At 42.1% G+C, this 23,827-nt stretch carries 25 protein-coding genes; all 25 read left to right on the top strand.

Annotated elements, in window-relative coordinates:
- Positions 1–187: 187 nt before the first annotated feature.
- The 25 genes from spoIVA (at position 188) to NAF01_RS17480 (ending at position 23,779) form a co-directional block, all read left to right on the top strand.
- The gene (spoIVA, locus tag NAF01_RS17600; protein WP_048008166.1) at positions 188–1,666 is read left to right on the top strand and encodes a stage IV sporulation protein A; all 1,479 of its coding nucleotides are present in this window, start codon (positions 188–190) and stop codon (positions 1,664–1,666) included.
- An 850-nt stretch (positions 1,667–2,516) separates the two neighbouring features.
- Positions 2,517–2,789, top strand: coding sequence for a non-specific DNA-binding protein Hbs (gene hbs / locus NAF01_RS17595; RefSeq protein WP_009332755.1), 273 nt, complete (start codon positions 2,517–2,519; stop codon positions 2,787–2,789).
- A 221-nt stretch (positions 2,790–3,010) separates the two neighbouring features.
- Positions 3,011–3,577 (top strand): GTP cyclohydrolase I FolE, encoded by a 567-nt coding sequence (gene folE / locus NAF01_RS17590; protein WP_035330138.1) that lies wholly within the window; start codon positions 3,011–3,013, stop codon positions 3,575–3,577.
- A gap of 120 nt (positions 3,578–3,697) precedes the next feature.
- A complete protein-coding gene (gene mtrB, locus NAF01_RS17585; protein ID WP_048008168.1) occupies positions 3,698–3,934 on the top strand; it encodes a trp RNA-binding attenuation protein MtrB in 237 nt (78 codons plus the stop codon).
- A 282-nt stretch (positions 3,935–4,216) separates the two neighbouring features.
- Entirely contained in the window at positions 4,217–5,026 is an 810-nt protein-coding gene (locus tag NAF01_RS17580; RefSeq protein WP_048008169.1) for a heptaprenyl diphosphate synthase component 1, read from the top strand.
- A 3-nt stretch (positions 5,027–5,029) separates the two neighbouring features.
- Positions 5,030–5,731, top strand: coding sequence for a demethylmenaquinone methyltransferase (gene menG / locus NAF01_RS17575; protein WP_048008170.1), 702 nt, complete (start codon positions 5,030–5,032; stop codon positions 5,729–5,731).
- 80 nt (positions 5,732–5,811) lie between these two features.
- Positions 5,812–6,774 (top strand): heptaprenyl diphosphate synthase component II, encoded by a 963-nt coding sequence (gene hepT / locus NAF01_RS17570; protein WP_227888262.1) that lies wholly within the window; start codon positions 5,812–5,814, stop codon positions 6,772–6,774.
- Positions 6,775–6,940: 166 nt separating this feature from the next.
- Entirely contained in the window at positions 6,941–7,387 is a 447-nt protein-coding gene (gene ndk, locus NAF01_RS17565) for a nucleoside-diphosphate kinase (protein WP_250800910.1), read from the top strand.
- Positions 7,388–7,509: 122 nt separating this feature from the next.
- Positions 7,510–8,283: a CheR family methyltransferase gene (locus NAF01_RS17560; protein ID WP_163141845.1), complete on the top strand. Its 774-nt coding sequence runs from the start codon at positions 7,510–7,512 to the stop codon at positions 8,281–8,283.
- Between the two features lie 202 nt (positions 8,284–8,485).
- Positions 8,486–9,658: a chorismate synthase gene (gene aroC, locus NAF01_RS17555; protein ID WP_048008173.1), complete on the top strand. Its 1,173-nt coding sequence runs from the start codon at positions 8,486–8,488 to the stop codon at positions 9,656–9,658.
- On the top strand, positions 9,658–10,734 hold the full coding sequence (aroB, locus tag NAF01_RS17550; protein WP_048008174.1) for a 3-dehydroquinate synthase: 1,077 nt from the start codon (positions 9,658–9,660) through the stop codon (positions 10,732–10,734). The genes aroC and aroB overlap by 1 nt, the downstream gene beginning before the upstream one ends.
- A gap of 278 nt (positions 10,735–11,012) precedes the next feature.
- The gene (gene aroH / locus NAF01_RS17545; protein ID WP_048008175.1) at positions 11,013–11,387 is read left to right on the top strand and encodes a chorismate mutase; all 375 of its coding nucleotides are present in this window, start codon (positions 11,013–11,015) and stop codon (positions 11,385–11,387) included.
- Positions 11,388–11,474: 87 nt separating this feature from the next.
- Complete coding sequence (gene hisC, locus NAF01_RS17540; RefSeq protein WP_048008176.1) at positions 11,475–12,575, top strand: histidinol-phosphate transaminase; 1,101 nt, start codon at positions 11,475–11,477, stop codon at positions 12,573–12,575.
- A gap of 96 nt (positions 12,576–12,671) precedes the next feature.
- Positions 12,672–13,778 (top strand): prephenate dehydrogenase, encoded by a 1,107-nt coding sequence (locus NAF01_RS17535; RefSeq protein WP_163141848.1) that lies wholly within the window; start codon positions 12,672–12,674, stop codon positions 13,776–13,778.
- A gap of 35 nt (positions 13,779–13,813) precedes the next feature.
- On the top strand, positions 13,814–15,106 hold the full coding sequence (aroA, locus tag NAF01_RS17530; RefSeq protein WP_163141851.1) for a 3-phosphoshikimate 1-carboxyvinyltransferase: 1,293 nt from the start codon (positions 13,814–13,816) through the stop codon (positions 15,104–15,106).
- A 119-nt stretch (positions 15,107–15,225) separates the two neighbouring features.
- Positions 15,226–16,131: a hypothetical protein gene (locus NAF01_RS17525; RefSeq protein ID WP_048008179.1), complete on the top strand. Its 906-nt coding sequence runs from the start codon at positions 15,226–15,228 to the stop codon at positions 16,129–16,131.
- Positions 16,132–16,150: 19 nt separating this feature from the next.
- Complete coding sequence (locus NAF01_RS17520) at positions 16,151–17,413, top strand: tetratricopeptide repeat protein (RefSeq protein ID WP_227888264.1); 1,263 nt, start codon at positions 16,151–16,153, stop codon at positions 17,411–17,413.
- Between the two features lie 73 nt (positions 17,414–17,486).
- Entirely contained in the window at positions 17,487–18,032 is a 546-nt protein-coding gene (locus tag NAF01_RS17515; protein WP_048008181.1) for a ReoY family proteolytic degradation factor, read from the top strand.
- Between the two features lie 113 nt (positions 18,033–18,145).
- Entirely contained in the window at positions 18,146–18,610 is a 465-nt protein-coding gene (locus tag NAF01_RS17510) for a YpiF family protein (RefSeq protein ID WP_163141860.1), read from the top strand.
- 149 nt (positions 18,611–18,759) lie between these two features.
- On the top strand, positions 18,760–19,266 hold the full coding sequence (locus NAF01_RS17505) for a Rieske (2Fe-2S) protein (protein ID WP_048008301.1): 507 nt from the start codon (positions 18,760–18,762) through the stop codon (positions 19,264–19,266).
- 3 nt (positions 19,267–19,269) lie between these two features.
- Positions 19,270–19,944, top strand: a complete 675-nt coding sequence (gene qcrB / locus NAF01_RS17500) for a menaquinol-cytochrome c reductase cytochrome b subunit (protein ID WP_035330156.1) — start codon at positions 19,270–19,272, stop codon at positions 19,942–19,944.
- Positions 19,945–19,987: 43 nt separating this feature from the next.
- Positions 19,988–20,755 (top strand): menaquinol-cytochrome c reductase cytochrome b/c subunit, encoded by a 768-nt coding sequence (locus NAF01_RS17495; RefSeq protein ID WP_048008303.1) that lies wholly within the window; start codon positions 19,988–19,990, stop codon positions 20,753–20,755.
- A gap of 121 nt (positions 20,756–20,876) precedes the next feature.
- Positions 20,877–21,473, top strand: coding sequence for a lipoprotein heptaprenylglyceryl N-acetyltransferase LhaT (locus NAF01_RS17490; RefSeq protein WP_048008304.1), 597 nt, complete (start codon positions 20,877–20,879; stop codon positions 21,471–21,473).
- A 426-nt stretch (positions 21,474–21,899) separates the two neighbouring features.
- Positions 21,900–22,676, top strand: coding sequence for a sporulation protein YpjB (gene ypjB / locus NAF01_RS17485; protein ID WP_048008305.1), 777 nt, complete (start codon positions 21,900–21,902; stop codon positions 22,674–22,676).
- Positions 22,677–23,098: 422 nt separating this feature from the next.
- On the top strand, positions 23,099–23,779 hold the full coding sequence (locus NAF01_RS17480) for a zinc metallopeptidase (RefSeq protein ID WP_048008306.1): 681 nt from the start codon (positions 23,099–23,101) through the stop codon (positions 23,777–23,779).
- Positions 23,780–23,827: the final 48 nt, after the last annotated feature.

Here is a 23,827-nt window from a genome sequence, read left to right as displayed (position 1 = left end):
TTCCAGACTGTCATAGGATTGGAGATTTCCAGCTCGATTGACAGGTGCAGTGCACTTTCCTGATAGGGGGGTAAAAAAGAAAAAAACTGTCATAACAATGTAGGACAACATCATACACATATAATGTCCAAACATAATAGATAGGATAATATTATCCCATTAACTCAAGATTTCAGGAGGGGATCACTTGGAAAAGGTTGATATTTTTAAAGATATTGCCGAAAGAACTGGCGGCGATATATATTTCGGAGTAGTTGGCGCAGTTCGCACCGGCAAATCTACATTTATAAAAAAGTTCATGGAATTGGTTGTACTGCCAAATATGGAGAACGAAGCAGAACGTGCCCGCACACAGGATGAGCTTCCGCAAAGTGCTGCCGGCAAAACAATTATGACCACAGAACCGAAATTTGTTCCTAACCAGGCTGCTACAGTTCATGTAGCAGAAGGGCTGAATGTAAATATCAGGCTTGTGGATTGTGTGGGATATACAGTACCGGGGGCGAAGGGCTATGAAGACGAAAACGGCCCGAGAATGATCAATACACCATGGTATGAAGAGCCGATTCCTTTTCACGAAGCTGCTGAAATAGGAACAAGAAAGGTGATTCAGGAGCATTCCACAATCGGAGTGGTGATTACAACAGACGGAACAATTGGGGAAATACCGCGTGCAAACTATATTGAGGCTGAAGAAAGAGTTATTGAGGAGTTAAAGGAAGTTGGCAAGCCGTTTATCATGATCATAAACAGCGTCCAGCCTCACCACCCAAATACGGATGCCCTCAGAAATGATCTTGCTGAAAAATATGATATCCCTGTCCTGGCTATGAGCGTAGAGGGCATGAGAGAATCAGATGTATTAAATGTTATGCGTGAAGCTCTTTATGAGTTCCCGGTATTGGAAGTGAATGTAAATCTTCCAAGCTGGGTTATGGTGCTGCATGAAGATCACTGGCTTCGTGAAAGCTATCAGGAAGCAGTTAAAGAAACGGTTAAGGATATTAAGAGGCTAAGAGATGTTGACCGTGTGGTCCATCAGTTCAGCGACTTTGAATTCATTGACCGGGCAGGCCTTGCAGGAATTGAGATGGGGCAGGGAGTAGCCGAAATTGACTTATATGCGCCGGACGATCTTTACGATGAGGTTCTTAAAGAGATAGTGGGCGTTGAAATCCGCGGAAAAGACCACTTGCTCGAGCTGATGCAGGAATTTGCCCATGCTAAAGCAGAGTATGACCAAATTTCCGATGCGCTGAGAATGGTGAAGCAAACCGGCTACGGCATTGCAGCCCCTTCACTGGCTGATATGAGCCTCGATGAACCGGAAATTACACGCCATGGATCACGCTTTGGTGTAAGGCTTAAGGCTGTTGCTCCATCCATTCATATGATTAAAGTAGATGTGGAATCTGAGTTCTCTCCTATCATCGGAACAGAAAAGCAAAGCGAAGAACTCGTCCGGTACCTGATGCAGGACTTTGAAGATGATCCGCTTTCAATCTGGAACTCCGACATCTTTGGACGCAGCCTCAGCTCCATCGTAAGAGAAGGAATCCAGGCAAAATTGTCACTAATGCCTGAAAATGCAAGATATAAGCTCAAAGAGACTTTAGAAAGAATCATCAACGAAGGCTCTGGCGGATTAATTGCGATAATCCTTTAATGAAGGCTCCTTTTGGAGTCTTTTTTTTTTGCCGGCGAAATGAGCCGGAACCGGGCTAACTTCGGACACAGGAGGAGAAAATCCAGTGCCCAGAGTCAGAACCTGTGTCAACTTCGGACACAGAAGGAGAAAATCCAGTGCCCAGAGTCAGAACCCGTGGCAACTTCGGACACAGAAGGAGAAAATCCAGTGCCCAGAGTCAGAACCCGTGGCAACTTCGGACACAGAAGGAGAAAATCCAGTGCCCAAAGTCAGAACCCGTGGCAACTTCGGACAGAGGAGGAGAAAATCCAGTGCTCAGAGTCAGAACCTGTGGCAACTTCGGACAGAGGAGGAGAAAATCCAGTGCTCAGAGTCAGAACCTGTGGCAACTTCGGACACGGGAGGAGAAAATCCAGTGCCCAGAGTCAGAACCTGGGCCAACTTCGGACACAAAAAGCTAAAATCCAATGTTCAAAGTCAGAACCCAGACCTCCTTATAGGAAATGGCAAACCTTGAAAATTGAAAAAATATGTTTCAACCCGCATGCTAAGGGTAATTAAACGAGGTCAGCGTATTACAAATATGTTGCAGATAAGAAAAGATTCCCATTAAATCATGAAATATTCTTGATAACAGCATTTGATTGTGATAATCTTTTAACAGAATTACCGTTATGGCGGCCAAACCCTTATTTTAAAAGGGTTTATAATGATTTTTTGATTGAAAAATTTCAATTTATCATTTAATATAAGGCTTGTTAAACAAAAACACGCCATAACGTATAGAATTCAGTAATTTTGTTTACAAATGTATGTAAGGAATCTTATTTTACTGGGTTTTATCCATATTTGGGAGGAGGTGAAAGGCATGAACAAAACAGAACTAATTAACGCAGTTGCTGAGGCTGGCGAACTTTCTAAAAAAGACGCGACTAAAGCAGTTGATGCTGTTTTCGATACAATCCTTGATGCTTTGAAAAATGGTGATAAGGTACAACTAATCGGTTTCGGAAACTTTGAAGTTCGCGAACGTGCTGCCCGCAAAGGACGCAACCCGCAAACTGGCGAAGAAATCGAAATCGCTGCAAGCAAAGTTCCTGCTTTCAAACCAGGCAAAGCGCTTAAAGATGCAGTTAAATAATCTACATACAAGTGCTTAAAGCTTATGCTTGAGCTAAAAACCGCGATATATTCGCGGTTTTTTCTTTTTTGCGTTACTGGCTCTTAAAAAGCAGAGGATTCACTCTGTTCCAGATATTTTATTTGAACTCATAGAAAGAAGTTTCAGTTTTGCCTGAATGAGGGGGTTATGCTAATATGAACATATTATTACCACAGTGTTAATACATAGGAGGCATAATTATGGCAGAGGTAAATCGTGCCCAGATCGAAGATGCGGTGCGTTTAATATTGGAAGCAATCGGTGAAGATCCAAATCGGGAAGGACTTCTTGATACACCAAAGCGGGTCGCTAAAATGTATGAAGAAGTTTTTATGGGACTGAACCAGGATCCTAAAGAATACTTTGAAACAGTATTTGGCGAAGACCATGAGGAACTTGTTTTGGTTAAAGATATTCCGTTCTATTCTATGTGTGAACATCATCTTGTGCCTTTCTTTGGTGTTGCGCATGTAGCTTACATCCCGCGGAATGGCAGAGTAACAGGTTTAAGCAAACTCGCCAGAGCTGTAGAGGCAGTTGCGAAGCGTCCTCAGCTTCAGGAACGCATTACATCTACTGTAGCAAATTCGATCCTGGAAAAGCTTGAGCCGCATGGTGTGATGGTTGTTGTGGAAGCAGAGCATATGTGCATGACAATGCGCGGAGTTAAAAAGCCTGGTTCAAAAACGGTGACATCAGCAGTAAGAGGCGTATTTGCAGAGGATGCAAGAGCACGTGCAGAAGTCCTTTCACTGATAAAACAATAATATGGACTCTGTTTATGAATGAGTTTAGGCAATAAACAGGTCAAAGGCTGAAAGATAAAACTTTTAGCCTTTTTTTGTAAATAATTATCAATCACCAACATTTCGCAAAGGATGGTATGAATGGAAAAGAAAAATCCATCAGGAAACGATTATATTGTGATTAAAGCAAAAGAAGACGGTGTTAATGTTATAGGGTTAACAAGAGGATCTGATACAAGATTCCACCATTCAGAAAAACTTGACCAGGGAGAAGTCATGATTGCGCAATTTACTGAGCATACTTCTGCGATTAAGATCAGGGGGAATGCCAGGATCATGACCAGCTATGGAGAACTCGAAAGTGAGGCTAAGAAATAGGTTTCCCCTGGAATTAAAAGGGCAGAATATTTTCATAAGATAATGTCCTGACATGTTCCTGTCATTTATGATATAATTGTCTCTGCTTGATTAATTCTCTTGAATACAAGATACCGGGTAAAAGGTTTTTTTTGCCCTTTTTATATTTAATAGGAAACAATGAATTGGCTAAAAATAGATAATAATGTGTAAGGCGTTTTGTATCCGTTCTCTTTGTCGCAGTATTCACATGGAGAAATAGCGGTTGGGAAAAGAAAATTAAGGGGAAACAAGGGTGATGGCATGCATGATGTGAAGATTAAATTAGCAGATGTGAAAGAACAGATTGAAAAAAAAGTTAACCACCCTTATCTGCTCAGGTATATTGATTCACCTGTTATTGATGAAGACAAGCTTCTGCTTTTTATCTCATTACTCGATGATGTGGAGATACCTGAATCAATAGCAGAAAAATATGCAGTAACTGCAATGCTTATCCAAATCGCCCTTGATACCCACGAACTTGTTAAGAACGATGAATCTGAAGACAAAGGTCTTAAACATAGACAGCTTACTGTCCTTGCGGGTGTTTATTACAGCGGATTATATTACAAGATTCTCGCAGCTCTTGATGATATCAAAATGATCAGGGTCTTCGCAGATGGGATCAAAGATGTAAATGAGCATAAAATTTCTCTATATCAGAAATCTCCTGAAGCGGTCGACACTCTGATGAGTTCAGTCAGGAAGGTTGAGGCGTCACTTTTTGAAAAGCTGGCTGACGCATTCAGCAAAACAGCATGGAAAGACGTAATATCCAATCTTTTATTCATTAAGCGCCTGATTATGGAGAAGCAGCAGTTCATGAAGGAAGGCACCTCAGTTGTTTTTGAAGCGCTTAAAAAGCTGACTTTCCCAAAAGTGAAAGAGATGTCTGCTGAGCAGCGGAAATATTTAATTCTCATTTGCGACAGGTATATTGATTTTTCAAGGAATATTGTCGATCAATCACTGCTTAAATTTCCTATGGCAAATGAATTATTAGAGCAGCGTATTCACTGCATTTTCAACAATAATCAGTCTGTGGCTAAAACATTTGTGGAAGAAGGATAAAATATGCAGCAATCAAAAGAAGAACGTGTTCATAGCGTATTTGAAAAGATTTATGGCAACTACGATAAAATGAATTCGGTTATCAGCTTTCAGCAGCATTTAAGATGGCGTAAAGATACAATGAAAAAGATGAATGTTCAAAAAGGTACAAAAGCGCTTGATGTATGCTGCGGTACAGCCGATTGGTCCATTGCGCTCGCTGAAGCCGTAGGTGAAAGCGGTAAAGTGGTAGGCTTGGATTTCAGCAAAAATATGCTGAAAATCGGTGAGGAAAAAATCAAGGAGCGGAAACTGAAGCAAGTTGAGCTTGTCCATGGTAATGCAATGGAGCTTCCATTCGCTGACAATTCCTTCGATTATGTTACAATCGGTTTTGGTCTGCGCAACGTTCCGGATTACCTGCAGGTGTTAAAAGAAATGCACCGTGTTGTAAAGCCAGGGGGTTTAGCAGTTTGTCTGGAGACTTCTCAGCCAACAATGTTCGGATACAAGCAGGCATATTATTTCTACTTCCGCTTTATTATGCCTATGTTCGGAAAGCTTTTTGCCAAAAGTTTTAATGAATATTCCTGGCTGCAGGAATCTGCGAGAGACTTTCCCGGGATGAAAGAGCTTGCAGGAATGTTCGAGGAAGCAGGCTTTAAAAACGTTACATTCAAGCCTTATAGCGGCGGAGTGGCTGCCGTACACATTGGAACGAAATAAAAATAATAACTTGTTCTGTATGTTTCTCATGGAAGATAGAGAATAGATCAGACGGGATCGATAAGCTGGGTGAGTAAGCGATGAAATTGAAAATGATGTATTCATTTTTAAATTCAGATTTAAATGTTATAGAAAACGAGCTGGAGGAGACGATTAAAGCTGAGTCTCCCCTATTGCATCAGGCTTCCCTGCATCTGCTGCAGGCCGGGGGGAAAAGAATCCGCCCAGTTTTCGTTTTGCTGGCTGCGAAGTTCGGAGAATACGATATTGATAAAATTAAAAACGTAGCTGTATCACTGGAGCTTATCCATATGGCGTCGCTTGTCCATGATGATGTTATTGATGATGCAGAACTGCGCAGGGGACAGCCTACCATCAAAGCAAAATGGGATAATAAAATTGCCATGTATACTGGTGATTATATTTTTGCGCGTGCGCTGGAATTAATAACAAATGTGGAAAATCCGCATGCTCATAAAATTCTCTCTCATACACTTGTGGAGCTGTGTATAGGTGAAATAGAGCAAATTAAAGATAAGTATAATTATGACCAGAATATCAGGACATATTTCCGGAGAATTAAAAGGAAAACAGCCATGCTGATTGCTGTGAGCTGTCAGCTTGGCGGAATTGCAGCTAATGTAGAGGAAGATATACATAAAAAGCTTTTTAAATTCGGCTATTTTGTGGGTATGTCCTATCAGATCATTGACGATGTCCTGGATTTTGTCGGTACAGAAAAAGAACTTGGCAAGCCGGCAGGAGGAGATCTCCATCAGGGAAACATTACGCTTCCTGCTTTATTTGCAATGGAGGATCATAGAATCTCCGAACAAATCAGGATAGTCCATGAAGGAACTGAAAGGTATGACATAGAGAACATAATTGCCTTGGTCAAAGACTCCGGTGCAATTGAAAAGTCCCTTCAAATTAGTGATAAATATCTGCAGAAAGCTTTAGGGGTACTCGAAGAGCTGCCTCATTCCAGGTCCAAGAAAGCTTTGCGGGATATCGCAAAATTTATAGGCAAAAGAAAATTCTAATTTACTGTACCAATTGCCAGCACTCTACCGGGTGCCGGCAATTTCTGTTTTTGGGAAGTTAAAATTAAAAGCGCTTTCAAATTTTTGTTGCTAAATTTTCAAAACAATGTTAATATTTTCGTGGATTAACATTATAACTATACATAAGTTTTAGGAGTGGAATTCAATGGAAAGAACTTTTTTAATGGTTAAACCAGACGGTGTACAGCGCAATTTAATCGGGGAAATCGTTTCCCGTTTCGAAAAGAAAGGCTTTCAGCTAGTAGGCGGCAAGCTAATGAGCATTAGCCAGGAACTTGCGGAAGAGCATTATGGAGAGCATAAAGAGCGTCCATTCTTTGGAGAGCTTGTTGACTTTATTACATCCGGACCAGTTTTCGCAATGGTGTGGGAAGGTGAAAATGTTATCGCAACAGCTCGTCAGATGATGGGTTCAACAAATCCTAAAGATGCTGCTCCAGGAACAATCCGAGGAGATCTCGGCATTACAGTTGGAAAAAATGTAATCCATGGATCCGATTCACCTGTAAGTGCAGAACGTGAAATTGGCCTTTTCTTCAAAGAAGAAGAAAAAGTGGAATACAAAAAATTAATGAATGACTGGATTAACTAATATTTTCAAAAAGTACTTGTCCATGACAAGTGCTTTTTTTGTAACCGAATTCATTATTTCAACTGGATGGGTATAAACGATAAAAGAAAAAAGCTCACCGGTAATATCAGAGGGGAAATAGAATGGCAGACGATTATCAGGAATTTATTCAAAATATAAAAAGAAAAACAGGAATTGATCTTTCTCTGTACAAAGAGGCTCAAATGAAGAGAAGGCTCATATCCCTTTATGAGAAAAAAGGCTTTCAATCATTTGGAAGTTTTTTTAGCGCGATAGTCAAGAATAGAGAACTGCTGAATGACTTTTTGGACAGGATGACAATAAATGTTTCCGAATTTTACCGAAATGCACAAAGGTGGGAGGTGCTCGAAAAAAATATTCTGCCTGGACTATTAGATCAAAATAGGAATCTGAAAATCTGGAGCGCAGCCTGTTCCACTGGTGAAGAACCTTATACAATTGCCATGATTTTATCAAAAATGCTGCCGATGTCCCAAATCAAGATAACTGCAACTGATATTGATGAAAATGCCCTGGCAAGGGCACGGATGGGTATTTACCCTGAGCGTTCGCTAAATGAAGTTCCTGAAATGATGAAACAAAAGTTTTTTAAGCGCGAAGGAAGTTTCTATAAAATATCCGAGGATATAAAAAGGACAGTAACCTTTAAAAAGCAAAATCTCCTTTCAGATGATTTTGGCGGTCCGTATGATCTCATCGTATGCAGGAACGTTCTCATATATTTTACAGAGGAAGCAAAGGATCAGCTTTATCATAAATTCAGCGGTGCATTAAGAAAAGATGGGATATTCTTTGTTGGGAGCACTGAACAGATATTTAACTCAGGCCGCTATCAACTGGCATCTGCTGAAACTTTCTTTTATAGAAAAGAATAATAACGCATGGAGGATGATTTTTTAATCGTCCTCTTTTTCTTTTCTTTTTTTGTTTGGTAGTAAATAACTATTCGTGTTAAAATGGCTCCATTCATAAGAAGAAATAAAATATTATAGGAATTTTCAATTTTATCTATTCTTATATTTATCATTATGTTATATTGATACATAATCCTTTAATGAGTTGAAGGGGGAAAGAGTTTTGAGATATCTTACATCTGGTGAATCTCACGGACCGCAGCTGACCACTATAATAGAAGGGCTGCCAGCAGGAATGCCGCTCGTAGATTCAGATATAAACGAAGAGCTTGCCAGACGCCAGAAAGGTTATGGCAGAGGCAGAAGGATGCAAATTGAAAAAGATACTGTTCAAATAACAGCGGGGATCAGGCATGGATACACACTGGGATCCCCGGTAGCGCTCGTTGTAGAGAATAATGATTGGAAGCACTGGACAAAAATTATGGGCCAGGATCCTCTTAATGCTGAGGATGAGGCAGAAGTGAAAAGAAAAATTTCCCGTCCTCGCCCAGGCCATGCTGATTTAAATGGAGCCCTAAAATATGGACACAGGGATATGAGAAATGTTTTGGAGCGTTCTTCAGCCAGAGAAACCACAGTAAGAGTGGCTGCCGGTGCAGCTGCAAAAAAACTGCTTTCTCAGCTAGGAATTGAGGTTGCAGCACATGTTATTGAAATTGGCGGTGTTGTTTCAGGCCAAAGAGATTATTCTTCACTTAAGGAGTTAAAGGAAATTACAGAAGAATCGCCTGTTCGCTGTCAGGATCAGGCTGCCGCCCAAAAAATGATGGCTGCGATTGATTCCGCTAAGGAAAATGGCGATTCCATTGGCGGAGTAGTGGAGGTTATTGTTGAAGGAATGCCGCCGGGAGTTGGAAGTTATGTACACTATGACCGAAAGCTTGATTCGAAGCTTGCAGGTGCAATGGTGAGCATTAATGCTTTTAAAGGTGTGGAGTTTGGCATAGGTTTCGAGGCTGCAAGGAAGCCTGGAAGTGAAGTTCATGATGAAATCGCATGGGACCCGGATAAGGGCTATTATCGGAAAACGAACCGTCTTGGCGGCTTAGAAGGGGGCATGTCAACGGGAATGCCAATCGTCATCAGAGGAGTAATGAAGCCAATACCGACTCTCTATAAACCGCTGCAAAGTGTCGATATTGAAACAAAGGAACCTTTCTCAGCAAGCATAGAGCGTTCTGACAGCTGTGCAGTGCCGGCAGCTGCAGTCGTTGCAGAAAATGTAATTGCCTGGGAACTGGCTTCTGCCATTGTAGACCAGTTCTATTCTGACCGGTTTGAGACATTAAAAGCATCGGTTGAACAGCAAAGGCAATTTGCGAGGGAGTTTTAATGAAAAGGATTTTAATCAAAACACCCGACAGGGCCTATCCGGTTTATATAGGGACCGGAGCAATTGAAGGATTGGGATCATATATTAAAGATACTTTTCCAGCCTTGACGAATGTAATGATCATTACGGATGAAACAGTTAGGGACTTACATCTGCCAGAGCTGGAAGCGGCACTTAAGGGGATGGAGCCAAAAGTCTGTACAGTGCCAAGAGGCGAGAAAGCCAAAACCTTTGAAGTATACTACCAGTGCTTATCATTTGCTCTGGAACATAAACTTGACCGAAAATCTCTGATCCTGGCGTTTGGCGGGGGAGCTGTCGGAGATTTGGCAGGTTTTGTGGCAGCCACATTTATGAGGGGAGTACCCTTCATTCAGATTCCAACTACCATCCTGGCACATGATAGCGCTGTGGGAGGAAAAGTTGCCATCAACCATCCTTCAGGAAAAAATATGGTAGGGTCTTTTTACCAGCCCCAGGCAGTATTTTATGACCTGGCGTTTCTTGACTCACTGCCTCAAAAAGAGCTGCGCTCAGGGTTTGCAGAAGTCATAAAGCATAGCCTGATAGATGATATGAACTTTTACCTGAACCTTAAAAACAACATCCTTACCCTTGAGAACCTCCCCTCTGATGTATTAAGCAGGATGCTTACAAAGGGAATAGAGATCAAAGGCAGGATCGTTGCAGAGGATGAAAAGGAAGCCGGCGTTCGGGCATTTCTGAATTTCGGCCATACCCTGGGCCATGCAATTGAAGCGGAGAAAGGCTATGGAGAATGGACACATGGCGAATCTGTTGCAGTCGGAATGTTATTCGCACTTCAATTAAGTAAAACACTGCTGGATGTTAGCTTTGATGTTAACGAGTTCAAGCTCTGGCTTGATCAGCTTGGCTACAAAACAGATCTCCCTGAAGATTTATCACATTCAAAACTGCTTGAGCGGATGAAGCAGGATAAAAAATCAGAAGGCCAGAATGTTCGCTTTGTTCTTTTAGAGGAAGTGGGTAAGCCTGTCATATATCAGGTTTCTGATGACATGATTTTGCGGGAGCTTGCTCTTTTTACAAAATAAATAGGCTTGACTATGACTAAGAGATAAAGTGAAACTTCAATCAGTGGGGGGGTTCCTTATCCCCCACTGATTGTTAGTTGAGGCCCACGGAAAGTGGGTCACAAAGACGTTGCCACAGGATGTGGCGTTCTTAGTCTTTGTTCTTCTTTTCGGGCCTTTACGGGCAGTTTGATCCCCGCTTATCCTCCTTTGATTCCTCTGAGTATTGAAGTGGGGGTCTTACTGCCCGTTAGACTGCGATAAAAAGGCTGACAAAACAGCTATGGGAGGTGCTGCAAGTGATTCGAGGGGTGAGGGGAGCCGTCACCGTAGATAAGAATTGTGAAGCTGAGATATTAGAAGCGACTGAGCTGGTGATCAGGCAAATGATTCAGGAGAATAATATTGTATCTGAGGATGTAGCTTCTGTCTTTATATCCGTTACGGAAGAATTAACAGCAGCCTTTCCTGCAAAGGCAATGCGTTCAATTGAGGGATGGAAATATGTTCCTGTTATGTGCATGAGCGAAATACCTGTTGAAGGGTCACTCCCTAATTGTATCCGGGTAATGATGCATGTGAATACAGACGCACCTCAGCAGAATATCCGCCATATTTATTTGCGTGGAGCCATCAAGCTTCGGCCAGATCTAAATACCACGAACTCTCCTTAATGGAGAGTTTTGTGATAATATAGGAGCAGATCAACAACGCTTTAATACGATAATTAGTGAAAGTGATAAAAAAAGAGGTGGATTTGAATGAAATGGAAGGAACAGCTGTTGAATTTAACTCCTTACCAGCCGGGAAAATCAATTGATCAAGTAAAAAAGGAATATGGACTGAATCAAATAGTTAAGCTTGCTTCAAATGAGAATCCTTTTGGATGCTCTGAAAAAGTTCTTTTTACGATGAATCAGTCGCCATCATTTTTTGCCCTGTATCCCGATGGTTATGCTTCTGAGCTGAGGTCGGTTTTGGCTGGGCACTTAAGCATACAGGAAGATCAGCTGATTTTTGGCAATGGCTCGGATGAAATTATTCAAATGATTTCCAGAGCTTTATTAAGTCCGGAAACCAATACTGTTATGGCGGCGCCTACATTTCCGCAATATAGGCATAATGCTGTGGTAGAAGGTGCGGAAATCAGGGAAATTCCACTGGTTGAAGGAGAGCATGATCTTGATGGAATGCTGGCTGCCATTGATGAAAAAACAGCTGTAGTTTGGGTGTGCAGTCCAAACAATCCGACAGGGAACTATATTAATGAGTCTGCATTGCTTTCATTCCTGAAAAAGGTGCCTCAAGATGTATTGGTTGTCCTTGATGAAGCTTATTATGAATATGTTACAGCAGAGGATTACTGCAATACATTGGATTTAATCAGGAATTACGAAAATTTGATTGTCCTGCGTACATTCTCGAAAATTTATGGCTTAGCAAGCCTTCGAGTAGGCTATGGAATTGCAAATCCTCAAACAATCAAAGCCCTCGAACCGGTAAGAGAGCCATTTAATGTAAATAAGTTTGCTCAGGCTGCCGCTGCTGCAGCCATAGGAGATCAGAATTTCATTGAAGAGTGCAGACGGAAAAATCGCGAAGGGCTCGAACAATTCTATGCTTTCTGTGAAGAGCATGGACTGGGTTATTACCCTTCACAAGGAAATTTCATATTAATCAATTTTAATGCCGATTCAGATGAGGTGTTTCAATTTTTACTTGAAAAAGGGTATATCGTCCGGTCCGGCAAGGCACTTGGCTTCCAGGGCTATGTCCGTGTAACGGTAGGTTCTAAGGAACAGAATGATGGTGTACTTGCCGCAATGGGTCAATATCTTGCAAAGCAGGCTGCAGCATTGTAGGAAGTTTTTGGGGTTAACAGGATTAAATACTTTTTTGATATCCATTCAGAGGCATAAGTATGCCTCTGAATTATTTTTAATAAAGGCGGTGAGAGGATGAGAGGGAAGATCTTTATTATTGGCCTTGGTTTGATCGGAGGTTCTTTGGCCCTATCAATAAAAAGAAAACATAGCGAAAGCATGATCATCGGCTTTGATGTAAATAAAGAGCAGGGGCGCCTTGCCCAAATGCTTGGGGTCGCAGACGAAATTTCTGCTACTATTAAAGATGGGGCAAGGGACGCAGATTTGATTTTAATAGCTGCACCTGTACAGGAGACTCAAAAAATTATACATATTTTAAAAGAGTGTGAATTGAAAAACAGCGTCATCATTTCGGATGCAGGCAGCACGAAAAAAGAAATTGTCAGCTGCGCAAAGGTGCTAAAGGAAAAAGGAATTACTTTTATCGGAGGGCATCCAATGGCTGGCTCCCATAAGAGCGGTGTCACTGCAGCAAAAGATTTGCTTTTTGAGAATGCCTTTTATCTGCTCACTCCTGAAGAGCATATTGCTCCGGCAGAAGTTGAAAGGTTAAAAGAATGGCTATCAGGAACAAAAGCGAAATTTCTTACCATAGCTCCCGATGAACATGATTATATAACCGGGATCGTCAGCCATTTTCCGCATATGATAGCTGCTTCCCTTGTCCATCAGGCAGAAAAAACAAGCCGTTCGCACAAGCTGATTCCAAGACTGGCAGCTGGAGGCTTTAGGGATATTACCAGGATTGCCTCCAGCAGCCCCGCTATGTGGAGGGATATTCTTCTTCAGAATAAAGAAGTGCTGCTTAAGTTAATGGAGGATTGGCAGGGAGAAATGGAGTTAGTAAAATCAATCCTCAGACAGGAAAACAGCGAGGGTATATTTGAATATTTTTCCCATGCAAAAATGTTCAGGGATGAACTGCCGCAAAAAGAAAAAGGGGCAATTCCGGCATTTTATGATCTGTTCGTGGATGTACCGGACTACCCTGGTGTCATTTCAGAAATCACTGGATATTTGGCAAAGGAAGAAATCAGCATAACGAATATTCGAATCCTGGAGACAAGAGAAGAAATTTATGGAGTTCTGGTTATAAGCTTTCAAACGGAAGAGGACAGGGATCGGGCAATCAATTGCCTGGAACAGTATACAAGCTATGAAACAACCATCGGTCTATAGAGCGAATTTATTAATCCAGCAAAGGGTGATGATAGATGAAACTGGCAAAATTGAAGTCAAATGTCAAAGGTTTAAGCGGAGAAATAGCGATACCCGGTGATAAATCCATATCACATCGTTCTGTCATGTTTGGGTCTATTGCAAAGGGGAAGACTGCTGTAACTAATTTTCTGCCCGGAGAGGACTGCCTTAGTACGATAGCCTGCTTCCGCAAGCTCGGAGTAACTATTGAGCAGGAAGGCAATAAAGTTATCATTATGGGGCGGGGAATGGATGGATTACAGGAACCGGCTGATATTCTGGATGTTGGGAATTCAGGTACGACGATACGTCTTATGATGGGGATTCTGGCTGGCCGTCCGTTCCATTCAGTCCTTGTAGGAGATGAATCCATCGCAAAAAGGCCGATGACAAGAGTGACCGCGCCACTAAGTTTATTTGGTGCAAAGATTCATGGCAGGAAGAATGGAGAATTCACCCCCTTATCAGTCATTGGCGGCCCCTTGTGTGGAGTAACATATGAGCTTCCTGTCGCGAGTGCACAGGTTAAATCAGCACTGCTCTTTGCCGGCCTGCAGGCAAGCGGCGAAACAGTCATTATTGAACCTGTGAAGACACGTGATCATACTGAAAGAATGATCACACAATTTGGCGGGGAAGTTGCAGCAGATGGGCAAACCATTCGGATTAAGGGAGGCCAAACACTGACAGGGACAGAAATTCATGTTCCCGGTGACATCTCCTCTGCTGCCTTCTTTCTGGCTGCAGGAGCCATTGTGCCTAATAGTGAAATTACTTTGAAAAACGTTGGACTGAATCCTACAAGAACCGGCATCCTTGAAGTGCTGCAGCAGATGGGTGCAGATTTCAGTATTGAGCCGTATGAAAATGGATCAGCTGAGCCTGCAGGGGATATTACCATCAGGACTTCTAAACTTAAAGGAACAGTTATCGAAGGGGCGCTCATTCCCCGGCTTATCGATGAAATTCCAATTATTGCCCTGCTCGCAACACAAGCAGAGGGAGAAACAGTAATTAAGGATGCAGAGGAACTTAAGGTGAAGGAAACGAATCGCATTGATACGGTTGTCAATGAACTTTCAAAGCTTGGAGCCGTGATTACTGCTACAGAAGATGGGATGGTTATCAGGGGGAAATCATCTCTTTCAGGTGGAACTGTCTCAAGTCATGGAGACCATCGCATCGGCATGATGCTGGCAATAGCTGCTGCTATTTCAAAAGGCGAAGTTCACCTTCAGCAGGAAGAAGCGATCTCTGTATCCTATCCGTCGTTTTTTGATCATTTAGATAGCCTTATTTCAGATTGAAATACCTTCATTGAAAAAAGAAAGGGCTGTATTCCTGCAGCTCTTTTTTTCTGTTAAAGCAGTCATATTTATCTGAAAATTTCATAGCTTGTCATAAGACCGTTTAAGAGGGTGGTTTTATGACATATATTATTGAGAATGCAAATCTGCTAAAGGGAGACAAGCTGTTAAAAACATCAATGCTGATAAGAAATAATGAGATTTCACTGATGCAGGCTGAAATGAAAAGGTTTCAGTTTACAAGAATGGATGCGGGTGCATTTATTATGTCTGCAGGATATGTGGTTCTGGACACATCTATCCCGCTGGAAATGCCTTTTTCAGAACTCAAAGAGTATTATATCCGGGAGTTCATATTAAAAGGATGTACAGCCTTCCTGACAGCCGTGCCTGTAAAGCATGAATATTCTTTGAAGAGTGATCTTAAAAGCTTTAAGGCAAGATTATTAAGCAGCCCGATTGATTATATTATTGGTGTGAAAATTCCTGTCCGTCTCCTCACCCCTTCTTTTATGAGGAAATCCAAGAGAGAAAAAGTTCCTGTTGTTTTTGTTGAAATACAGGATGCACAGGAGCTTGAACAAGTTCCATGGGGATGGCTTCGTGAAGCAATGTTTCCTTATAATTGTCCGCTTGCACCCATCTTTGCAGGCAGGAATGAAAAGGAGAAAAGCAGAATAAATACAGTATGGGCAAAACTGATGCAGGAAGAGAAAATACCTTCGGTGCCGAATGAGCTGATGGAACACGAGCCTTTATCCAGGTCAGTTCTGTCCAAAGCCGGGATTTACCCTTTAAAAGGGAATATTCTTCAGGGCGGGGAAGTCAGTTATAATTTATTTAAAAAACCTGAAGAAGGTCTTACCGTTGAAGAATCACAGCTGTTTCATTATCATAGAGATAAACTTGCTGTCACTGTACTGAAGGGAAAAGTGATTAGAGCCGGACAAGAAGTGATTTTTCGTTCAGGTTTCGGAGAGCATGTTAAAATCAGCACACCAGCTTATTTTAAAATAGCCGATTAGCATTCGAAAGGAATTTAGTATGGATAAAGTAAATAAAATCATTACTCTTTTAGAAAACGGTCATCATGAAGAAGCGTTGGAGAACTATCAGCAAATACTGCTGGATGGTTCCCATGAAGAAAGGTTCCTGCTGGCAGAAGAACTGTTCCAGTACGGGTTCCTTGAGGAATCAAAGGCCTTATATGAACGGCTTCTGGAAGCATATCCTGAAGAAGGAGAACTGCTCGTTCTGCTGGCTGAAACACATATTGATCTTGGAAATGAAGAGGAAGCCATCCTTGTCCTTGAAAGAATAAATGAACATGATCCGAGCTTTCCGCAGTCGCTTCTCTTATTAGCAGACCTTTATCAGATGGATGGTCTATTTGAGGTCAGCGAACAAAAGCTCCTGAAAGCAAAAGAAATATTGCCTGATGAGATAATTGTAGATTTTGCCCTGGGTGAACTTTATGCAGAGCAGGGACGGTTCCTGGAAGCAAAGCGGATTTATGAAAATGTTCTCAGGAAAGAGGAAATCATTGCAGGCATAAATGTAAATCAGAGATTGGCGGATATTCTCAGTGCAGGCGGAGCTTTTGAAGAAGCCCTTCCATACTACGAAAAAGCGCTTGATGACAAACTGGAGATTAATACCCTTTTCAGTTATGCTTTTACAGCGCTTCAAGCCGGCTTTAACCGTACAGCCATTGAAAAATTGACTGAACTGAAGGAGCTGGATCCCGAGTATCATTCACTGTATTTATACCTTGCTCAGGCATACGAGCGGGAGGAAGAAGCAGGCAACGGCCTGGAAGCAGTCAAGGAAGGCATAAAACAGGACGAATTTAACAAAGAATTATTCTTCTATGGCGGGAAGCTTGCCTTGAAAAATGGCAATGAAAAAGAATCAGAAGATATGTTCAGGCAGGCTCTTGCACTGGATCCCGAATATGTCCAGGCAGCCATTCTTTTAAATAAACTTCTCCTCCAGCAGGAAAGATATGAAGATGTAATCGAAATCACTGAAATGCTGAACGAGCTGGAAGAGCCCCAGCTTATATGGGATTCAGCCGTTGCCTTTCAGCATATAGAGAAATATTCAGAGGCATTAAACAAATATCAGCTTGCATATACTTTCTTTAAACAGCAGCCGGATTTTCTTTCAGATTACGGATATTTTTTAGCAGAGGAAGGAAAAAGGGAAGATGCTGCCGAAATTTTTAATACATTAACCGAACTGGAGCCTGGCAATGAGGAATATCTGGATGTGCTGCAGCGACTCACGGATGATTTACTTGATTAAAAAAGGCAGTGTCTATCCTTAATGCAGTTTCAGTAAGACCAAATTTGTCTGTAAGCAGAGGAGGGAATCAAAAATGGCGACCCCTGTATCTGTCAACGAGAAGAAAGATTTTATCCGCTGGTTTTTAAACCATTATCAGCTCAAAAGAAGAGAATGTGTTTGGATTCTCAATTATTTGATGAGTCATGACCAGCTTATGGAAAAGGTGCATTTTGTGGAGCAGGCACAGTATTGCCCAAGAGGCCTCATCATGTCGACCCATTGTGTGGATGAAGTTCCTTTCCGTTTTTACAAAGAGAATGTAATGACCACAGATGCGGAGAAGTCCTTCCATGATATCCGCTTAAACAGGGATGAAGAGATTTATATCCAGCTTAATTTCCATGCTTCAAATAAGGCTCATCAGTATGCAGCGGTCATGGAGGAAAATCCCTTTATGCCAAAGACACTTCAGATAAACGAAAAGGATCGGCTGATCGCCGAAAGGTTCCTGACAGAAAGCCTGGAAAAGTTCAGAAGAGAGAAACTCCTTGAGCTCATTGATGAAGCATTGGATAAGCAGGATAAAAAAGCTTTTAACGTTCTAACTCAGCAGCTGAATAGATTAGAAACTACTTAAGCCTTGCTTTTATAAAAGCAGGGCTTTTATTTTGCCTGCATTCTCTGATTTGAAGCACTCTAAGCATTAATGATATATTAAGGAAGGCAAATATATGTAATGGAGTGAATGATATGAAATGGATATCACAGGATATCGACATGTTCCTAAAAGAAAAGCAATATGTAGACACTGCTGTTCTGCCGCTCCTTCCTGTATCATTTGGCGATGATATCAAGCAGTCTGTAGCGATGACAGAATTTATATCACTTCTAAGTGTGCAGCTTGAAAGGCAATTCAGAGGACGCCTTATCATGCTGCCTGGATATGCCTATCTGAAACCGGCATCAGAAGAGAGCATGATCAGCGGCCTGGGCCAATGGGAATCAGAATTGAAGGCACAGGGATTTAAGCATATTTTCCTATTAACTTCGGACAGCATGTGGAAAACGTTCGAAGACCGGCTGCAAGGAGGCTTAATTTGGCTGCCATCCCTGCCTCTTGAGCATATGGATGAGAATTATCGGAATTCCATTCTGGATGACCAGGTGAAACAGCTGCTGAATCTTTTTGTGCAAAAGTGGCAAAATGGTGAATAGTGTGAATGTTAAGTCGCTCTATTTACATGTTTCGCCAAAGGATTATATTGACCTTGCATAAAGATTGATATATCATTGTTATGTCCTAGTTTTATATTGTGTTGAATTTTGTCCGTTGGACTTAACTTCATAATAGAGGGGGGAAAAGTATGAGCAAAAATCGAGTTTCTAGACGTCAATTCCTGAACTATACACTTACTGGTGTAGGCGGTTTCATGGCAGCAGGCATGCTTATGCCGATGGTCCGTTTTGCGGTTGATCCTGTATTGCAGGCAGCTGGTGAAAGTGATTTTATTCCAACAAAGCAAAAAGTGGCTGAAATTACCGAAAAGCCGACAAGGGTTGATTACACTTACGAGCAGCAGGATGCATGGTACACATCCGAAGTTACCGGCACTGCTTGGGTTTATAAGGATGATAAAGGTGAAATTGTTGCATTGTCTCCAGTATGTAAGCATTTAGGGTGCGTAGTTGACTGGAATACTGACAAGTCAAACCCTGATCATTTCTATTGCCCTTGCCATGGCGGCCTTTATACAAAGGATGGGACAAACGTTCCAGGTACACCGCCGGTTGCATCACTTGATGTATTTCCTTACAAAGAAAAAGATGGCTTCTTGTATTTAGGCAAGGCTGAACCGCGAAAGGAGGCGTAATAATTGTTAAACAAAATTTATGATTGGGTAGATGAGCGTTTAGATATTACGCCGATCTGGCGGGATATTGCTGACCATGAAGTGCCTGAGCATGTAAACCCTGCACATCATTTCTCTGCATTCGTTTACTGTTTTGGCGGTCTGACGTTCTTCGTTACTGTAATTCAAATCTTATCCGGTATGTTCCTGACAATGTACTATGTTCCGGATATCAAAAATGCATGGGAATCCGTGTATTATCTTCAAAACCATGTTGCATTCGGGCAGATTGTCCGCGGAATGCACCACTGGGGAGCAAGTTTGGTAATCGTAATGATGTTCCTACATACGTTACGTGTTTTCTTCCAGGGAGCTTATAAGAAGCCCCGTGAATTAAACTGGGTTGTCGGAGTGCTTATTTTCTTCATTATGCTTGCACTTGGACTGACTGGTTACTTATTGCCTTGGGATATGAAAGCCCTTTTCGCTACAAAAGTAACAATCCAGATCGTAGAATCAACTCCGCTGATTGGAGAATATCTGAAAATACTTATTGCAGGACATTCTGATATTGTCGGCGCGCAGACGATCACCCGATTCTTTGCTATCCATGTATTCTTCTTACCGGCTGCATTATTCGGGTTAATGGCTGCCCACTTTATTATGATTCGTAAGCAGGGTATTTCAGGACCGTTGTAAGAAATAATTTTTTGATCATTGCAAAAGGAGGGGAAATCGCCCAATGCATCGTGGTAAAGGTATGAAATTCGTAGGTGACTCTCGTGTTCCTGCAGAACGCAAACCGAATATTCCGAAAGACTATTCGGAATATCCAGGAAAAACAGAAGCATTCTGGCCAAACTTCCTGTTAAAGGAATGGATGGTAGGGGCTGTATTCCTCATCGGTTTCCTATGCTTGACAATTGCGCATGAGCCGCCGTTAGAAAAAATTGCTGATCCAAGTGATACAGCTTATATTCCGCTGCCAGACTGGTACTTCCTGTTCTTGTACCAGCTTCTGAAATACAGCTATGCATCCGGACCTTATAATGCAATCGGTGCTTTCATTATTCCGGGTCTTGCATTCGGAGCATTGCTGCTTGCACCATTCATTGACCGCGGACCTGAACGCCGTCCGTCCAAGCGTCCTTTAGCAACCGGCTTTATGCTATTGGCTCTAGCCGGCATCACTTATCTGACTTGGGAATCAGTTGCCCACCATGACTGGGAAGCGGCTGCACAGCAAGGTAAGATTGTGGCTGAAGTAGAGTTTGATAAAGAAGACGAAGGCTACAAGATTTTTGAAGCAAACGGCTGTATTTCCTGCCACGGAGGAGATCTTCAGGGTGGTGCAGGTTCACCTGCACTTGTTGACACTGGGTTAACACCTGAAGAAGTTGCTGACATTGCTAAAAACGGTAAAGGCGCTATGCCTGCAGGAATGTTCAAAGGCTCTGATGAAGAACTTCAAAAGCTTGCTGAATTCATTTCTGGCCTTGAAAGCAAATAATTTAAAAGGAGCTGGCTTTGCCAGCTTCTTTTTTTTGCCTAAAAATTGTTCGTTTTTTTACAGGAGTTTGATGTGGTAAAATAATGAAATAATCGTGTACATAGAGAAAAGGAGAAAAAACATGAAATGGATCTATCCTTTATTAGGCAGCAGAGCTATGCTGATACTGCTTCTGATTATTAACACAGCAGGCACCATCTATGGCTATATATGGTATAAGTGGCAGCTGGTAGATACACCGGCTATTTTCTTGCCATTCGTACCCGACAGCCCTACAGCGAGCCTGTTTTTTATGTTTGTGCTGATTGCCTTTCTAATGGGCAAAAATTGGCCATTAATGGAAGCTTTAGCAATTGTAACCCTTATTAAATACGGTATATGGGCCGTAGTTATGAATTTGCTGGTATTTGAGGTTACAGGTGAATTGGATCCTGTTGCTCTCATGCTAATCTTCTCCCATGGTGCAATGGCAGTCCAGGGTGTTCTTTACGCACCTTTCTATCGCTTCAAAACATGGCATCTAGTCATTACGGGTATCTGGACTTTACACAATGATGTAATTGATTATGTCTTTTTCATGCTACCCCGCTATCCTATTTTAAATCTTTACACACCGCAAATCGGCTATTTTACATTCTGGCTCAGCATTTTCTCACTAGGAACCGCGTATTACTTCGTCCTAAGAAAGAATCGGTTTAGTCTGGATATAGTGAAATAGTGCTCTGATTCCCATGATCCAAACCATTGAGTGTTTTGGGTCTTTTTTTAGGCTGTTTTCGCAAGGTTTGTTGCTTTTTTGTATCTTATTTACTGGTTGATTGGAGCGGAAGGTGCGAGATCCTCGAAAATGCTATCGCATTTTCTTCGTGCGGTGTTTCTCGGGGGAGCCTATTCAACGTCCAGCGGGAGTAACGGGACAGGTGAGACCCCGCAGTCGCGGAGCGTCGAGGAGGCTCACCGCCTGCCCCGCGTTTCGCTGAGCAGCCTGGAGCGGTAATCAACGGGCAATATTGATGAAAAACAACATTATATACGAAAAGAGCCTTTTTTAAAGAAATAACCTGGCTTCCAAAATTATTTTCTGGTCTAACCTTGTCCCTCTTTTCATATTTATCTAATAGTAATTTGAGGGGGGACAAGTTTGATGAGGCGAAAAGTAATCGCATTCTTATTCATTATTATGTTATTGCCTGGAATGGTGTCTGCAGATAAGACAACAAAAATAGATAAATTAGATCAATTATCTAATGAAGCCTTACAGATGGTTAAGCTTCACAGGTATGAGGATGCCAAGAAGCTTTTGGAGTATTTCTCCGAGCAATTCGTTGCTGTAAACGGCAAGGATAGGCCATTTACAATGGACGAACTGCGGATTATTACCGTCTCTCATGATGATGCTGTACAAGCTGCGGTAAATACATCCATGAGCCATGAAGAACGGCTGAATCATGCAACAAAATTCCGCCTCGTAATGGATGCGATTTCCTCCAAATATCAGCCTTTATGGACTGAAATGGAGAAGCCGATCATGTCAGTGTTTGGTGAGGTAAAGGAAGCGGCTTACAGCGGCAATAACGAGAACTTCCATTCACGTTTGAATTCCTTTTTGTCTTTATATGAGGTTATTTATCCCAGTCTGAAGATTGATGTGGATGCAGAAAAGGTACAAAAACTGAACGCACGCATAAATTTTATCGATCATTATCGGCCGCAGGTGCTTTCCCAGCAGGCAAGCCAGCAGGAACTTGCTGCATTGGAAAATGATCTGCAGACGATCTTTGATGAAATGACAGAGGATGAAACGGATCCATCCCTCTGGTGGGTGATCATCTCAACCGGGAGCATAATCATCATTACATTATCTTACGTAGGATGGAGAAAATATAAGGGAGACAGGGCAAGACAAAAAAATCGATCCTAAATACAAAGAGCTGTTTTCGCAAGGTTTATTGCTTTTTGTATATTATTACTGAGTTGATTGGAGCGGAAGGTGCGAGATCCTCGAAAATGCATTCGCATTTTCTTCGTGCGGTGTTTACTCAAGGGCGCTTATTTAACGTCCTGCGGGAGTAGCGGGACAGGTGAGACCTCGCAGACGCGGAGCGTCGAGGAGGCACACCGCCCGCCCCGCGGTTCGCTTAGCAGCCTGGAGCGGAAATCAACGGCCGATATTGTTGGCGAAAAACAATATTTTATACAAAAAGAGCCTTACAAAAAAAGAGAGTCTTTTCCTGTTTTGTAATGAAGAGAAAAGGGAAGAGATAGGCAGAGTGACTTGTATGCTGGGCATTCGCAGGCCAGCGGTTAAAATTCACCATGAACAGCTTAATGGGAGGTAACAGAATGGGAGGATATCTCATTTATTTTGCAATAATTATTCTTGTTCCGCTTTGGGCACAAATGAAAGTAAAGGGAGCTTACAGCAAATATTCAAAAGTTCCTTCATCCACTCAAATGAGGGGTGCTGAAGTAGCCAGAAGAATTCTGGATGAGAATGGTCTATATAAAGTTGGCGTTGAAGAAACAAGGGGGCATCTAACAGATCACTATGATCCGCGATCCAAGACAGTCAGACTTTCAGCAACAAATTATCATGGCCATTCTGTGGCTGCTGCTGCAATTGCAGCCCATGAAGTTGGCCATGCTATTCAGGATAATCAGGATTACGCTTTTCTGCGTTTCCGCCATGCACTCGTACCTGTTGCGAATCTTGGTTCCAACTTCTCCTGGATTCTGATCATGATCGGTTTTTTTGCTGGGTTGAGCGGTATGGTGCTGCTTGGAATTATCTTCATGGCAGCTGCAGTGGTTTTTCAGGTGATCACACTTCCGGTAGAGTTCAATGCTTCCAATCGTGCGATGGATCAGGTAGTATCCCTTGGAATTATCAGAAACGATGAAGAAAGAGAGACTAAGAAAGTTTTAAATGCAGCTGCTTTGACATATGTGGCGGCAGCAGCCGTGGCTGTGCTGGAATTGCTGCGTTTAATTCTTATTTACACAGGAATGACCAGATCTGAGTAAAAGCCGGCAATGCCGGCTTTTTTAATGAAAAAAAGTGATGTCCCTGGG

The sequence above is a fragment of the Cytobacillus firmus genome, assembly GCF_023657595.1.
GTDB classification, from domain to species: Bacteria; Bacillota; Bacilli; order Bacillales; family Cytobacillaceae; genus Cytobacillus; species Cytobacillus firmus_B.
Note: the sequence above shows the minus strand (reverse complement) of the source record. Positions and strands in the feature narration are given on the sequence as shown.

Excerpts from the sequence above, each read along its gene's own strand:
- hbs (WP_009332755.1), top strand. The coding sequence starts at position 2,517 with ATGAACAAAACAGAACTAATTAACGCAGTTGCTGAGGCTGGCGAACTT.
- folE (WP_035330138.1), top strand. The coding sequence starts at position 3,011 with ATGGCAGAGGTAAATCGTGCCCAGATCGAAGATGCGGTGCGTTTAATA.
- mtrB (WP_048008168.1), top strand. The coding sequence starts at position 3,698 with ATGGAAAAGAAAAATCCATCAGGAAACGATTATATTGTGATTAAAGCA.
- NAF01_RS17580 (WP_048008169.1), top strand. The coding sequence starts at position 4,217 with ATGCATGATGTGAAGATTAAATTAGCAGATGTGAAAGAACAGATTGAA.
- menG (WP_048008170.1), top strand. The coding sequence starts at position 5,030 with ATGCAGCAATCAAAAGAAGAACGTGTTCATAGCGTATTTGAAAAGATT.
- hepT (WP_227888262.1), top strand. The coding sequence starts at position 5,812 with ATGAAATTGAAAATGATGTATTCATTTTTAAATTCAGATTTAAATGTT.
- ndk (WP_250800910.1), top strand. The coding sequence starts at position 6,941 with ATGGAAAGAACTTTTTTAATGGTTAAACCAGACGGTGTACAGCGCAAT.
- NAF01_RS17560 (WP_163141845.1), top strand. The coding sequence starts at position 7,510 with ATGGCAGACGATTATCAGGAATTTATTCAAAATATAAAAAGAAAAACA.
- aroB (WP_048008174.1), top strand. The coding sequence starts at position 9,658 with ATGAAAAGGATTTTAATCAAAACACCCGACAGGGCCTATCCGGTTTAT.
- hisC (WP_048008176.1), top strand. The coding sequence starts at position 11,475 with ATGAAATGGAAGGAACAGCTGTTGAATTTAACTCCTTACCAGCCGGGA.
- NAF01_RS17535 (WP_163141848.1), top strand. The coding sequence starts at position 12,672 with ATGAGAGGGAAGATCTTTATTATTGGCCTTGGTTTGATCGGAGGTTCT.
- aroA (WP_163141851.1), top strand. The coding sequence starts at position 13,814 with ATGAAACTGGCAAAATTGAAGTCAAATGTCAAAGGTTTAAGCGGAGAA.
- NAF01_RS17525 (WP_048008179.1), top strand. The coding sequence starts at position 15,226 with ATGACATATATTATTGAGAATGCAAATCTGCTAAAGGGAGACAAGCTG.
- NAF01_RS17520 (WP_227888264.1), top strand. The coding sequence starts at position 16,151 with ATGGATAAAGTAAATAAAATCATTACTCTTTTAGAAAACGGTCATCAT.
- NAF01_RS17515 (WP_048008181.1), top strand. The coding sequence starts at position 17,487 with ATGGCGACCCCTGTATCTGTCAACGAGAAGAAAGATTTTATCCGCTGG.
- NAF01_RS17510 (WP_163141860.1), top strand. The coding sequence starts at position 18,146 with ATGAAATGGATATCACAGGATATCGACATGTTCCTAAAAGAAAAGCAA.
- NAF01_RS17505 (WP_048008301.1), top strand. The coding sequence starts at position 18,760 with ATGAGCAAAAATCGAGTTTCTAGACGTCAATTCCTGAACTATACACTT.
- NAF01_RS17495 (WP_048008303.1), top strand. The coding sequence starts at position 19,988 with ATGCATCGTGGTAAAGGTATGAAATTCGTAGGTGACTCTCGTGTTCCT.
- NAF01_RS17490 (WP_048008304.1), top strand. The coding sequence starts at position 20,877 with ATGAAATGGATCTATCCTTTATTAGGCAGCAGAGCTATGCTGATACTG.
- ypjB (WP_048008305.1), top strand. The coding sequence starts at position 21,900 with ATGAGGCGAAAAGTAATCGCATTCTTATTCATTATTATGTTATTGCCT.
- NAF01_RS17480 (WP_048008306.1), top strand. The coding sequence starts at position 23,099 with ATGGGAGGATATCTCATTTATTTTGCAATAATTATTCTTGTTCCGCTT.